The sequence below is a fragment of the Psychrobacter sp. NPDC078929 genome (genome assembly GCF_050267985.1).
In the GTDB taxonomy this organism is placed as follows: Bacteria; Pseudomonadota; Gammaproteobacteria; order Pseudomonadales; family Moraxellaceae; genus Psychrobacter.
Genome location: NZ_JBNNFX010000008.1, coordinates 45,699 through 59,459, shown reverse-complemented (window position 1 = coordinate 59,459; position 13,761 = coordinate 45,699). Strand labels below are relative to the sequence as shown.

The window sequence follows — 13,761 nt, the reverse complement described above, 5'->3', positions numbered from 1 at the left end:
TACTACTCTGAATAATGATTTTCAACGATAATATAGATAGAGTGCATTGGCAAAATAGTTCATTGTTCTCATATATCTCGAATACCGTTTGCTATTTTAATCATGAGCGGCTTGCCACGCACCCATTGAACCTAGGTAGATATCAATATGCTCAAAACCACGACTGGCAAGCCATCCTGCCGCTATCGTCGCTCGTGCACCGCTGGCGCACATCAACGTATAGTGGCGACTTGAGTCAAGCTCATGCCAACGCTCGTTAAGATGTCCGACATAGATGTGCTGTGACCCTTCAATTGCATTGGCATTCCTCTCATCGATATCGCGTACATCGAGCAGTGTCCAATTTTGAGCATTATTAAGACGATCTTCTACTTCATGTGTATCAACCATAGGGGTTTGTTGCATTTGCTCCCCTTTAGCAGCAGGAACGACACCCACATAGCCACCCACTACATTGTCGAGAGCAATTCGTACCAGATGCGCCATCGCAGTAGCAAGCTGCTCTTCATCAGACGCAATCAATGCCAAACTTTGTCCTTCTTCAATAAACCACCCAGCAAACGCAGGAAGCATGTTTACGGGTAGACTCATAGACCCATGCAGGTGACCTGAGGCATAAGCCATTGGTTCACGAATATCGATAAGATGATCGGCACCGCAGCTATTGAGTTGATCAAGCGAAAGATTACGAGGGCGCATAACGACTGGTGGGGCTTCACCACCTTCCATATTCAGTCGCTCCATTAACCTAAAGTAAGGGGGTTGGTAATGGTTTTCGCTCACTTTAAAATCAATAAAGTCATCACGGTCTGTGATTTGTAAACGCGGATTGTTCAACCTTTCGTGGCCGACGGTAGAGAATTCACGCTCTGCCATCCCTGAGCCACAGACTGACCCAGCACCGTGAGCAGGATAAATAATGGCTTGATCGCCGAGCGCTAGAATATCTTGTAGTGAGTCATAAAGCAGACCTGCCACTTCTTTACGGCGATCAGGATAGAAGTCAGTACGCCCAACATCTCCCACAAATAGCGCGTCGCCAGTAAAAACACCAACCGCTTTTTCTGGGTAGGCGGTATCAAAAAGAGCATAGGCAAGGTGATCATCAGTATGGCCGGGCGTTTCTAGTACGCGAATTTCAAGTTGACCAATAGTAAAGCAATCACCATTACGCGCCGTCTTAGCATAGACAATTGGTCGCTCTGGATTGGGGCCATGTAATACAGTGGCTCCTGTCATTTCTGACAAAATTGGTGCACCAGAGACCAAGTCTTCATTACGATGAGTCTCAAAAATATGAGTGATCCGAAGTCCTGCTGCGCGTGCCTTTTCTACATATATCGCACAGTCACGACGCGGGTCTATCACCGCAGCCTGACCACCAGAACCCACTAAATAAGATAGGTGTGAAAGCCCAGGTGTTTTAATCTTTTCCAAAAGCATCATTGTATCCTTATTATTATAATTTAAACCAGACGGCTGCTTTCAATAGTGAGCTATCATTAATTAGCTAAATATCAAAGAGCTATGTGAACTTGTTAAAAGTACCATACTATTTTAACGGTTATCAATATACAATAACATATATTAACTTGGTTGCTTTTATCAAAAGCAACATGCTTTATCTTTGAGACTTCGATACCTTTTGCTAGGAACAGTTTTTTAATGGTAATATGCACTTGAAATTAAATTTTCAAACTAGAAACATCTTGTTACAAATAAAAGGAAAGAAAATTCCGTTACATTTCTTACATCCAATACTTGAAAGGTGTTGGTCTAATAGCTGGTCTATAACGATTGTATAGAATATAAATATTAATAAAATCAATTGCTTATATATAAAGTTTGACTTCCTCCTTCACCGCCAATCTTATTCTGCTTAAGTAAAACCTCAGCTTTTCTATCTTGTTCTACCCTTTCCTAAATATTCTTTATATATTTTAACAGTTTAACAGTAAGACTTTCAGTCTATACTCATCCTCTACTGCTGTCTGAAATATTTCAGTTTAGCCTTAACTCCGTGTGCTGTATGAATCTAATAAATATATATAATCGAATAATACGTTTATTGACCAAGCTAAAAAATCGTACCATGGACTGAGAGTGACTCATAAAATGAGTCGATACTCTATTACGATTCGTTTTATTATCAGCTTAATTTTATTCCTAGACCCTTATACGAAAAGGCTTTGAGTTTTCCTGTGGCATTCAATCTAGCTTTGTATCTATATTTACCATCATTGCTATACCGTACAAAAATGTAATCACAATAGGGTCTCTGATACTCGGCAGATGCCATTGTCCAAAAATTGGATTATAGTAGATATCGGTAGTATTTATTTAAATAAACTAAAGGATACAACGATGAAAACACTAGGAATGTGTATCGTAGCAGGACTCGGATTGAGTGCTTGCGCTACTGGCATGGGCGGCATGGCAACAGGTAATACCAATCAAAATAATAGCTCTGATAACGTAGTCACTCAATACCCAGTTGAGACTGCCCTACTCAATATCTATACCAAACAACGTAGTGAAAAACTGATCGCTACTGTCGGCGGACAAAGCGTAGCCGCAGATATTCAAACAACCCCTAAAGGCAGCATGCGCTTTAATAATAGAATGGTACAAGGCGCAGAAGTCAGCACAATCAACACAGTGAATCAGCAGATTACGGATCAGTCAGTCGCTATCAATTATTTTACGCTAGACCCATTGGTGTTCCATGGTTTTACGGATAGTACGGGTGAGTATTCAATCGCTAAACAAACGACTAGTATCCCTAAAATGGCTACTGTAGGCGACTCAAATCAGCTCATCACTGAAAACGTATATGCTGACAGTAGTATGCGTCAGAAAACCGCCACTTATAAGCAGGACTGGTCACTCACACAAGATACAAATAACACGGCGTGGCTCTGTATAAAAACCTCAGGTAATCTGCTTTTGACTTCTGATGCTGCAGGTACGTCGTCAGAATGCTATAAAATCAATGCCAAAGGCGATGTTTTGAGTAGTAAAGTCACACTCACTCAGCCTAGTAAAAATGGTGCAACTAAGTTAATGACGTTTATCAGTCAGTAGTATTTGCCCAACTAGTAACGATCAATAGTGTCATATAAAAACAAAAAAATAGCGCCTAATTAAGGCGCTATTTTTGGATGCTAGGATCGTATTTCTACGAGCGACGGTCATGGTTGTTTCTATCGTGGCTGTTTTTGTCGTGGTTATTTTTGTCGTGGCTATTTTTAGCATGAACATTTTTGGCTGTTACTTTGTGCTTAGCAGCCACTACGTTCGCTTTGTGATGTGACTTTGCTGCCTTAGCTTTGGCATGCTTATAGTTATTACTCGCTTTACTGCTGCTGTGTTTTTGTTGCTGTACTTGGACTTTATTATGTTGGTCATAACTGGGCGCGGCATTAGCCTGACCAACCATTGACAAACAAGCAGTAGCGGCTAAAATCGAACTAACTAGTATCTTTTTCATCATTTTATTCCTTTGAATTCATATTTAGAGTAGTTATAGATAATGCATTTAGTGTTAAATGAACTATCGTGATAAAGCTTTACTCTATCGACAAAGAGAATGATAAATGATTCTAGTATTAAGTAGATTTATGAAACTTGAAGAAAGGTTGCGATTGTTACGAGGGCATGAGCGATCAAAGGTATGTTAGGCATTGGCGTAATGTTTGGTTAAGTGACAGTGTATTTACGCTTTATCGGTAAGCATCGTAAACAGGATATTTATAAAAACGCGAACGACTAGCTAGTTGATAACGAATGCAAATACGGAAACGGTTAGCTAAATTTCCTGATATCAATATTTCTGCTATTCGAAAAACCTAACTCATTAGGAGTTGCTGGCTAATGTTTAACACGAGCATAGCAATACCCCATACTGCTATGCTCTAAATGTGCTAAACAGACGTTTTCTGCAAAATATAAACCACAAACTTTGCCTCTGTGCTAAATACTTCTTTTTCTACGGTGGCCAATAGTGCCTGCCTTTTTTCGCTGCGGGCACGATAAGCGTAAGGTGTCATCGTCATCAAATCAGCCAAATTCTCTGCGGATAATGTCAGATCCGTACTGACACGGCAGGTCTCAACCAACGTAAAATACGGTGCCAATTCTTGTAAAAATTTATCAGAATCATGCTCACGTACATCATCAAATAGCGCATCACGCATCGTTGCCAAATGCCCGATATCAGGTTTGGCAATAATTAAATAGCCACTATCCATCAATACATTATCAAACGCCTCGGGCAAAATAGGGCTAAAAATACTGCTAATGCCCGTCATACTGTGCGGGCGTAATGGTAAATTTGCAGCACTGGTCACTAATGGGTAGACCGCTGTCGTCTTGGCAGTATCTTCTTGGCACGGCTGATACCATAGACGACCTGATAGTTTACTAACCTTAGCCAGCTCAACCACTGCAGGCTTACTGATGTCAGCGGCTATCAGCGTGTCTATAACATCCGATCCCATTTGTGCCATTGCCTGCGTGTAGTAGCCTTCTCCGCAGCCAATATCGAGCCAATTGACTGACTTGTTATCTTGCTTATCTATTAGCTCATCGTTAGACAGCAACTCTGTCATTTTTTGACTAATTAGGTTTTGGAGCGGTGCGTAGTGCCCATGATTCAAAAACCGTTTACGCGCATCGATAGATTCTTGGCTATCCCCAGGTGCTTTGGACTTTTTCTGTTGTACTGGCAGCAGGTTGACATAGCCTTGACGCGCCACATCAAAGGGATGTGGAGTTTGCTTAGGGTGCAAACTGCCATCACAGCGCCAAGTATCTGCGGCAGGCTGTAGTGGTGACTGACAAAGTGGACAAATAAATAACGACACGGGCATCTCAAAGTGATAGCAATATGCTTCGCATTTTAACAAAATTCATGGGCCTTGAGCGACAAAAAGCCGTCTCAATCATGATTGAAACGGCTTTTTGGATTTTTGCAAATTGATATCCATATAGATATTTGGCGGTTATAGCTTAACGCAGTTTTAGCGTCATTAGCCCAAGGATGACAAGGATAATGGCAATAATCCAAAATCTCGCTACCACTTGCGTTTCTTTCCAGCCAATTTCTTCGAAATGATGATGCAGCGGTGCCATACGGAAGACGCGTTTTTTGCGCAGTTTGTACGAGCCAACTTGCAGCATCACCGATAGCGCTTCGGCGACAAACAAACCGCCCATAATCGCAAAGGCAATCTCTTGGCGGGTCATCACGGCGATAGTACCTAGCATTGCACCTAGTGCTAGCGCGCCAACATCACCCATAAATACTTGTGCTGGATGCGCGTTGAACCATAAGAAACCAAGGCCTGCTCCGACCATTGAGCCACAGACGATGATGACTTCGGAGTTATAAGGAATATAAGGTACATGCAAGTAATCAGCAAAGCGTACATCGCCTGATACATAAGCCATCGCGCCCAAACCTGCAGCGACGAGAACGACTGGTAAAATCGCCAAACCATCCAAACCGTCGGTTAGATTGACTGCGTTAGAAGCGCCATTAATCACAAAGTAGGTAAAGATGATGAAGCCAATACCAAATGGCACCGCTGAAAACGGAATCATCCAGTCTTTGAATACTGGCAATAGCAAATCTTGCATCTCGCGCGTGGTGTTGATATCCGGTTGTAGTGTGGCGATATAATACAAAGACACACCGACAAACAGTGCGCCCATAGACAGCCAAAAATACTTTTTGCGAGCGATTAGGCCTTTTGGGTCTTTGTACTTAATTTTTAGCCAATCATCAGCCCAACCTACGGCGCCAAAGATAACCATAACCACGAGCAAAATCCAAACATAAGGATTGTTTAATCGTGCCCACAGTAGCGTCGATATCCCAATCGCACTTAGGATCAACACCCCGCCCATGGTTGGCGTACCCGTCTTGGCCAAATGCGACTGAGGCCCGTCGTTACGAATGGCCTGACCGTATTTGAGCGAACGTAGGTGCCGAATGACACGGCCACCAAACATCATACTAAATACAAGGGCCGTAACAACGGCAAGCAATGCTCGCAACGTCAACGAAGAAACCGCAGAAAACGGCGTATAATACTGGCCAAGCCAGCCGAACAACCAAACTAACACCGCCTACTCCTCTACTAGCGCATGAATAAGTGTTTCCATTCCCATGGAACGAGAGCCTTTGAACAACACAGTACAAGGCTTAGCTTGTTGCGCTTGCAAATATGGCTGTAAATACTGTAATAAACTGTCTTTGTCGGTGAAAGCATGCGCACTGATATCAGAGACCTCTTGCGCACCCGCAACGGTATAAGGGGCATATTCGCCAACACAAAGCAGCACGTTGATACCTGTGGTCGCAATAGTACGGCCCAAGCTTTGATGCTCACTGATGGCCGCCTCGCCTAACTCACCGATATCGCCCAGTACCATAACTTGCGTACCGGTTTGCGCGGCCAATACTTTGGCGGCGGCACGTACCGAATGAGGATTGGCATTATAAGTATCATCAATGAGACGATGCATACCAAGTATCTGGCTATTTAGACGACCTTTAGCAGGACGTGCGTTTTCGAGTCCAATCACAATGTCACTTACTTCAATATTTAGCGCATGCGCACAGGCAGCAGCAGCCAAGGCATTATTGACATTGTGCTCACCTGCCAATGGCAAGTTGATATCATGGACTTGGTTACCGATATGTAGCTTAAATTCGCTACGCTCAGGCTCTACGTCTAGATGGCTTGCGCTGACATCCGTATTACCAAAGCCAATCACATGTGAGGTGTGCTTTTCAGCGATACGGCGTAGCTGATTGGTAAAATCATCCTTATCAGGAACAATCGCAAACTGCGCGTCCGTCAACGTATGGTAAATCTCTGCTTTGGTTTGGCAGATACCTTCACGGCTACCAAATTCACCCAAATGCGCTGTACCGATGTTTAAGATACAGGCCACGTCAGGCTGAACGATTTCAGTCGTATAAGCAATCTCGCCAATATGGTTTGCACCCAACTCTAAAATAGCATAGCGATGATGATCTGATAGCTCAAGCAGCATCATTGGTACACCCAAATCGTTATTGAGGTTACCACGAGTGATTAAGGTCGGTGCCAATCTACCAAAAATACTGCCTAGCATTTCTTTGCAAGTGGTCTTGCCGCTAGAACCCGTAATAGCAATCACGGTTAAATCTGTATGCTGCTGACGACGATACGCTGCCAATTGACCTAGCGCCAAACGGGTATCGCTGACCACCAATTGCGGAATAGCATTTGGGCCGGAAAACGAAATAGGACGCGAGACGACAGCGGCAACTGCGCCTTTTGATATTGCTGTCTCGATATAATCGTGACCATCAAAATTATCGCCGCTTAGCGCCAAAAATATATCACCTGGCTTTATCGTGCGGGTATCGGTGGCTATACGTTTACTGGACAAGGCCGTCTGTTCTGCATGGCCTTGTGGTAGTTGCCACTGCCCATCGAGCGACGTGGTCGCTGCGAGCAGATTGTCCATTTGCCAGACATAGAGTCCTTGCGATTGGGCAGTATTATCGGTGTCGGCTGTCATAATGATTACCTTATATGATGACTACTTAATTTTTATATTTAATGATCAATTTTTACTAATGCATGTAACGCGAGCCAATCAATTACACACGTCCCGCTTGATTCAATGCCTGCTGCAAAACAACACTGTCATCGAAATCATAACGAACGTTGTTAATCTCTTGATAGGTTTCATGACCTTTGCCTGCGATGACAACGATATCATCTACACCTGAGTGATTAACTGCATATTCAATAGCGGTTTGGCGGGCAGGCTCGATATGGGTTCGTTGATATTGCTCAGCGGTCATACCAGCCTGCATATCTTGCAAAATTACATTTGGGTCTTCGGTACGTGGATTATCCGCAGTCAGAACAATTTGATCAGCACCTGCCAGACCTGCTTGTGCCATCAACGGTCGCTTGCCTGCATCACGATCTCCGCCGCAACCAAATACTGCCCAAAGCTGACCTTTACAATGGGTTTTTAAGCTTGCCAGCACTTGGCTTAGAGCGTCTGGAGTATGCGCATAATCAACGATAAAGCAGCCATCATTTGACGGTACACGCTGCATACGCCCAACTGCACCTTGCAACTGTGCAACAGCAGGCGCAATACGCTCAATATTTATAGCCAAGTCAACATCAAGTGCTACGACGGCTGCTATCGCTGCGAGCAAATTGGCTACATTGAAGCGACCTAATAATGAACTGATAATCTCTATGTTGTCAGCTTTGTCATCGCCAAAATCAGTACGCAGATTGATTTGGACGCCTTGCAGACTTGGTATGATATCAGCGGCAGCAAAAGTAGCAGCTTTTGATGAATCCAAACTGTATGTCCATACCGTTAAACCGCTGGCGTTTGCCATCTCTAACATAACCTGAGCGTGCTCATCATCGATATTGATAATGGCATGGGTCAAATCTGGGAAATGAGCTTTATCAAACAGCTTTGCTTTGGCAGCGGCATATTCTGCCATATCGGCATGATAGTCTAAATGGTCACGACTCAAATTGGTGTAAATCGCTACAGTGACTGGCATACCTTGTAGACGTTGCTGGTCCAACCCGTGAGAGCTGGCCTCTAATGCCAATATTTCTGCTTGCTCTGTTCCCATTTGATATAGGAACTGCTGGACAGCTAACGCATCGCCCGTGGTATGGCTGGCTTGCACCAGCGCACCAAATCTACCATTACCTGCCGTACCCATCACTGCGCTACTCTGACCCATCAATTGAGTAAGCTGTGCTACTAATTGACTGATGGTTGTTTTACCATTCGTACCAGTTACCGCAACCACAGTCGGTAGAGTCACTGGCTGCTGATATTGGAGGCGCGCTTGAATTAAGCTACCTAAAAAGTCACGAATATTAGGAACGTATAAGACAGGGCATGGCAATGCTGCTAGTTGCTGCTGTGCATTAGCAATACTATCTGTCTTAGGTTCACTATTGGTATTTGAGAGGTTGTTTGCTTCGCTCAGCAAAACAATAGGGTCAATTTCTGAGAGAATAAGCGCGGCTTGCTCAGCGGCTTGTAGTAGATAATCGCGACTTTTTTGAGGGTTGGCTGTTTGACTTTTTAAAAGGATAAATACGTCATTCGCTTCCAATTGGCGATTGTCCAAGCGAAACTGTTGAAACGGAATATGGGCAATAGACTGGGATTGATCTGAACCTACCTGATTGGATTCTTCCTGAATCGATGCTGCTATCATTGCTGTAAGCTGCTCAGCCAGTTTTTGCTGCTGGCTTTTATTGGCATCTATAAGCTGTTGTAAAGTCACAGTAGCGCTATCTAGCGATGATATAGTCATAGATAAATCCTAAACAGTTAAAACGTGTCAGCTCAGTAGAGCTGGACATTTAAAATAATTGAACGCTTACTGCGCTTCCGTTTTTAGTGGCTTATCCAAAGGCACATTATACAATCGCAATGCTTCTTTCATTACATTATGGAAGACAGGTGCGACCGTTAGACCAGCATAAATCTGACCGCGCGGGTCTTCGATAAGCATTACGCCTACCAGCTTTGGATTGGATGCAGGCGCCATACCAGCAAAGACATTACGATACTGATCCGTATAGTAACCACCGTCTGGATTGATGCGGCGTGACGTACCCGTCTTACCTGCCACGCGATATCCATCAATGGCAGCGGCTTTCGCCGTACCACCAGGCTCAGTCACACTCTCGAGCATCTGCACGATAGACATTGCCTGCTCATGCGCCATAATACGTTTGCTTGGCTGCGACTTGTCATCTTTAATTAAAGTTAATGGATGCATGACCCCACCTGCTGCCAGGGCTGAATACGCCTGTGCAACCTGTGCCAATGTCACTTGCAGACCATAACCATAACTAACCGTCGCGCGGCGCGAGGTTTCTTTCTCTTTTGGCGTGACGATCAGACCACTACCCTCACCTGGGAACTGCAAAGGTGTTTTTGAGCCAAAGCCAAACTGTCGTTGCATATTACTAATAGCATCGGCTGGCAGTGATAGCGCAATCTTGGTCGAGGCAACGTTACTAGATTTCTGTAATAGCGTGGCCATGTTAATCATGCCCAAATTATTATGATCTCGAATGGTATAGCCACGTACGCGAATCGAACCAGGATTGGTATCAATCAAAGTCGTTGGCGTATATTTGCCCGAGTCTAGCGCTGCCGCCACGGTAAACGGTTTCATTACCGAACCTGGCTCAAACACATCTAACAATGCGCGGTTACGCTGGTTTTCACCCGTCATCTCATTAAGGTTGTTTGAGTTAAACGACGGCCATGTTGATAATGCCAACACTTCACCAGTCTGCACATCAACGATCATACCCGTTGACCAGCGTGCTTTTTGCAAACGCCCAGCCTTTTCTAGCTCTTTATACAGCAAATACTGTAAACGCGAATCAATCGTTAATGCCACATCTTTGCCAGGTACTTCTGGCTCGATTTGTTTGATTTCTTTTAGGCTGTTTTGTTTAGCATCTTTTAGAACCAAAACTTTCCCATCATCACCCGCCAGATCTTTTTCATACTGACGCTCAATACCAGCACGGCCTTCGTAACCGCCTTCAGGATCTTTGGCGTTTTGACCCATAAAGCCCAGTAGCTGTGCATTGGACTGTGGCTGTGGATAATAACGCTGAAAGAAATTCTTTTCGTAGACGCCTGGGAAATCAAGTGAGCTGACGCTTTGGGCAATCTCAGGTGTGACCTTATTAAGCAGTGGCAAATAGTGCGATCCTGCACCAGATGGTAAAGCAGCTTTTACCGCTTTCTCATCGGTCACATCAATACTGTCATCAATAGCAGTGACTTTTTTCAACTCATCGACCGAGATATTGGCAGCAGCGGCTAGCTTTGTCAGGTCCATATTATCTAGACGCTTTTGCATACGCGCTTGTAATTGTGGACTGCTAGGATTGGTAATGATAATGCGCTTTAGCTCGTAATATTCACGAGAATAATCATGTGGACTAAACGAAACTGTCGCGAGCGGCGCACTGACTGCAAGCGGTAGATTATTACGGTCGGTAATCATACCGCGATAAGATTTTTGGGTGCGTTCACTGGTAATAAGCTCATTGCCTTTGTCTTGATAAAACTGTGCATTAGCAACCTGAATATAATAAGCGCGGCTAATGAGTAGCGCTAATATGACCAGCGCTAGACCCCAGACCATACGAAAACGGTTCTTGTCTTGTTCGAAACCACCGAGAGCAGAAGCACCTGACGCTTTGCTCGAAAAAACCATTTTACTTTTGCGATTTTTTACACTGGTATAAGCGCCTTGGGTATCGCTTTTTTTGATGCGACCAAACAATTTGGCCTTACGATTACTTGCAGCTTTATCGGGCTTGCTACTCGTTTGACCAGATTTAGCAGCACTGGCTCGGCGTAGAGGTTTGGTTACCTTACCGCTGGCTGGTTTTTTGCTAGTGTTCTTTGCGGTGGATTTAGGCTTTTTCTCACTCATTGTCCTGCCTCCGTCGCTGGTTCTTCAGGAGAGATGTCGGTAGAGGCACGTGGCCCAATAACGTCATTCAAATCTTCCTCTGAGTCTTCCGTAACCACTGGCACCAATGCAGTAGCGACACCAGGCTGGATAATCAGCTTATCCTTTAATGTTGGCGAATACATACCCAATTCAGCAACCGCTCGACTGGCAATCTGCGGCGTGGCGCTAAAGGTTTGTTGCTCAATCAATAGACGCTGATGCTCTACTTGTAGCTTACGTTCTTGTTTTTTCATGTCTTGCAAGGTTTTGTAGTCCTGATGATATTGCTGAACTTCTTCGGCAGTTTTGATACCACTCCATACAATCGTGGCTGCCAATAGCAGTAGCACGACCACATAAATGCTCACCACATTAAACCGGCGCACGAACAGCTCGCCGACATCGGTATTATAAGGTGTAGCAGTGCGGCGATTCGCAGGTTTGTCAGATATTGCCATGACGATCTCAAAAAAGTGAACGTAAACGGTAGAGTAGATAACGGATTGCGAAAGATGAACGTGTCATTATTCGGTCATACCATCGATAAATATAAAACCAAAGACACTTATAAGTGTAAAAACTACACTTAAAAAACGAACGTAAAAAATATATTCAATAGCCAATTTATTCAGGAGCCATAAGTCATTACAACTCATGGCTATCAATAGGTCATACCACAACCAAACATGTTGCATGGCTGTACTACATATAAAACCATGCAACTATTAAGCATAAGCAGATAAAAACCAACTGCTGAGCCTAACAGACAATATTTACAGATTTTTAACAGTGGCGTAGCCATTAGGACATTTGCGCATCATTTAGACAAACATTAGCAATCTTAGACAAATTACCAATCATATTCGACTATGACTTGCGGCGTCATGATGTTCTTCTATAACCCTGTTGTCTGCTCATAAGCTGTGTCAGTACGCGTTGCCATACGCAGCCATGCACTACGCGCGCGTGGATTCTGACTGGTCTCAGCTTTGCTTGGGCCGACACGTTTTGGTTTGCTAAAATAGCGTGGACGATTCGGCGGCATTGGCAGGTTTTCGTCTTCTGGATATTGCCCTTTGCTATGTCGCTGCAAAAACTGCTTGATACGGCGATCTTCTAATGAGTGAAAGCTAATGACCGCAAGCTGCCCACCTGATTTTAAGATAGCAATACTTTGCGCTAAAAAGTCGTCAACATCGCCCAGCTCATTGTTAATGAAAATACGCATGGCCTGAAAGCTTTGAGTCGCTGGATGTTTGCCGCGCTGCCAGTTGGGATGCGCTACCTTGATGACTTCTGCCAGCTCAAGTGTAGACTCGTAGCTCTCCATTTGTTTGATAGCGCGGGCAATACGGCGACTATGACGCTCTTCGCCAAACTCATAAAGCACATTGGCCAACGTTTCATCATCGACTGTTTCAAGCCATTCGGCAACTGACTGGCCTCGACTGGTGTCCATACGCATGTCTACTGCCCCATCGCGCATAAAGCTAAAGCCGCGACTACCATCATCAATCTGCGGTGATGAAATGCCCAAATCCGCCATCAATCCATCAACTTCAGTGATGCCCATAGCAGCCAGACTGTCGGTCAACGTCGCAAAGCTGTCATGAACCACACGCACGCGGCTGTCTTTGCTTGCCAGCTCTTGCGCCACGCTAATGGCCGTCGGATCTTTGTCAAAGACAATCAGTGTTGCGTCATCGGCGAGTTGACTTAATAGCAGTCGGCTATGGCCGCCACGACCAAAGGTTGCATCAACGTAGATGCCACTTATATTTAAGCTATCTTGGTCGCCTTCTTTTTGCTTGGGCAAGGATTTTACGCCGAGTACTGCTGCGACAGTCTCTTGCAGCAGCACCGCATCATGGACAAAACTTAATTCATCAGACGTGATATCGCCCTCATGACGGGCGTGAGTAACATCCAGATCGATATCTTGCGTAGACGCATCCTTTACAGCAGAAGGATTAGACGTTGACTCAGAGAGATCAGCGGCGGCAGAGGGACTGGCTTTCGATTTTGGCTTAGACTTTGATAAGGACACAAACAACTCAATAGATGACGACCATACTGGCCAGTAATTAGATGAAAATAAACAAGTTATGACTTGCTTAGCATTATTATCGCAAGGATACACCTGTAGTCAAGCACTAGAAGGGCTTTTCATTAAAAATATCACATGTCTCTGTTATACTAGCGCTATA

10 protein-coding genes are annotated in these 13,761 nt (G+C 44.4%); 1 reads left to right on the top strand and 9 read right to left on the bottom strand.

Features of this window, described 5'->3' with window-relative positions; genetic code table 11:
• Positions 1–96 precede the first annotated feature (96 nt).
• Complete coding sequence (locus tag ACQKCG_RS06320; protein WP_427585279.1) at positions 97–1,446, bottom strand: MBL fold metallo-hydrolase; 1,350 nt, start codon at positions 1,444–1,446, stop codon at positions 97–99.
• Positions 1,447–2,364: 918 nt separating this feature from the next.
• Between ACQKCG_RS06320 and ACQKCG_RS06315 the strand changes: the two genes are divergently transcribed.
• On the top strand, positions 2,365–3,084 hold the full coding sequence (locus tag ACQKCG_RS06315; protein WP_101205967.1) for a hypothetical protein: 720 nt from the start codon (positions 2,365–2,367) through the stop codon (positions 3,082–3,084).
• A gap of 94 nt (positions 3,085–3,178) precedes the next feature.
• Here ACQKCG_RS06315 and ACQKCG_RS06310 read toward each other — a convergent pair whose 3' ends face one another.
• The 8 genes from ACQKCG_RS06310 to rsmH all read right to left on the bottom strand — a co-directional run bounded on the left by ACQKCG_RS06310 (position 3,179) and on the right by rsmH (position 13,484).
• On the bottom strand, positions 3,179–3,490 hold the full coding sequence (locus ACQKCG_RS06310) for a hypothetical protein (protein ID WP_101205968.1): 312 nt from the start codon (positions 3,488–3,490) through the stop codon (positions 3,179–3,181).
• A 433-nt stretch (positions 3,491–3,923) separates the two neighbouring features.
• Positions 3,924–4,871, bottom strand: coding sequence for a putative RNA methyltransferase (locus tag ACQKCG_RS06305; RefSeq protein WP_101205969.1), 948 nt, complete (start codon positions 4,869–4,871; stop codon positions 3,924–3,926).
• A gap of 139 nt (positions 4,872–5,010) precedes the next feature.
• The gene (gene mraY / locus ACQKCG_RS06300) at positions 5,011–6,129 is read right to left on the bottom strand and encodes a phospho-N-acetylmuramoyl-pentapeptide-transferase (protein ID WP_101205970.1); all 1,119 of its coding nucleotides are present in this window, start codon (positions 6,127–6,129) and stop codon (positions 5,011–5,013) included.
• A gap of 3 nt (positions 6,130–6,132) precedes the next feature.
• The gene (locus ACQKCG_RS06295) at positions 6,133–7,578 is read right to left on the bottom strand and encodes a UDP-N-acetylmuramoyl-tripeptide--D-alanyl-D-alanine ligase (RefSeq protein ID WP_101205971.1); all 1,446 of its coding nucleotides are present in this window, start codon (positions 7,576–7,578) and stop codon (positions 6,133–6,135) included.
• A gap of 82 nt (positions 7,579–7,660) precedes the next feature.
• Entirely contained in the window at positions 7,661–9,376 is a 1,716-nt protein-coding gene (locus ACQKCG_RS06290) for a UDP-N-acetylmuramoyl-L-alanyl-D-glutamate--2,6-diaminopimelate ligase (RefSeq protein ID WP_101205972.1), read from the bottom strand.
• A 66-nt stretch (positions 9,377–9,442) separates the two neighbouring features.
• Positions 9,443–11,533 carry a peptidoglycan D,D-transpeptidase FtsI family protein gene (locus ACQKCG_RS06285; protein ID WP_057762051.1) on the bottom strand — a complete coding sequence of 697 codons (2,091 nt, stop codon included), beginning with the start codon at positions 11,531–11,533 and terminating at the stop codon, positions 9,443–9,445.
• Positions 11,530–12,012 carry a cell division protein FtsL gene (gene ftsL, locus ACQKCG_RS06280; protein ID WP_101205973.1) on the bottom strand — a complete coding sequence of 161 codons (483 nt, stop codon included), beginning with the start codon at positions 12,010–12,012 and terminating at the stop codon, positions 11,530–11,532. The genes ACQKCG_RS06285 and ftsL overlap by 4 nt, the downstream gene beginning before the upstream one ends.
• A 437-nt stretch (positions 12,013–12,449) precedes the next feature.
• Positions 12,450–13,484, bottom strand: a complete 1,035-nt coding sequence (rsmH, locus tag ACQKCG_RS06275; RefSeq protein WP_259358639.1) for a 16S rRNA (cytosine(1402)-N(4))-methyltransferase RsmH — start codon at positions 13,482–13,484, stop codon at positions 12,450–12,452.
• Between the last annotated feature and the right edge of the window lie 277 nt (positions 13,485–13,761).

Excerpts from the sequence above, each read along its gene's own strand:
- ACQKCG_RS06320 (WP_427585279.1), bottom strand. The coding sequence starts at position 1,446 with ATGATGCTTTTGGAAAAGATTAAAACACCTGGGCTTTCACACCTATCT.
- ACQKCG_RS06315 (WP_101205967.1), top strand. The coding sequence starts at position 2,365 with ATGAAAACACTAGGAATGTGTATCGTAGCAGGACTCGGATTGAGTGCT.
- ACQKCG_RS06310 (WP_101205968.1), bottom strand. The coding sequence starts at position 3,490 with ATGAAAAAGATACTAGTTAGTTCGATTTTAGCCGCTACTGCTTGTTTG.
- ACQKCG_RS06305 (WP_101205969.1), bottom strand. The coding sequence starts at position 4,871 with ATGCCCGTGTCGTTATTTATTTGTCCACTTTGTCAGTCACCACTACAG.
- ACQKCG_RS06295 (WP_101205971.1), bottom strand. The coding sequence starts at position 7,578 with ATGACAGCCGACACCGATAATACTGCCCAATCGCAAGGACTCTATGTC.
- ACQKCG_RS06290 (WP_101205972.1), bottom strand. The coding sequence starts at position 9,376 with ATGACTATATCATCGCTAGATAGCGCTACTGTGACTTTACAACAGCTT.
- ACQKCG_RS06285 (WP_057762051.1), bottom strand. The coding sequence starts at position 11,533 with ATGAGTGAGAAAAAGCCTAAATCCACCGCAAAGAACACTAGCAAAAAA.
- ftsL (WP_101205973.1), bottom strand. The coding sequence starts at position 12,012 with ATGGCAATATCTGACAAACCTGCGAATCGCCGCACTGCTACACCTTAT.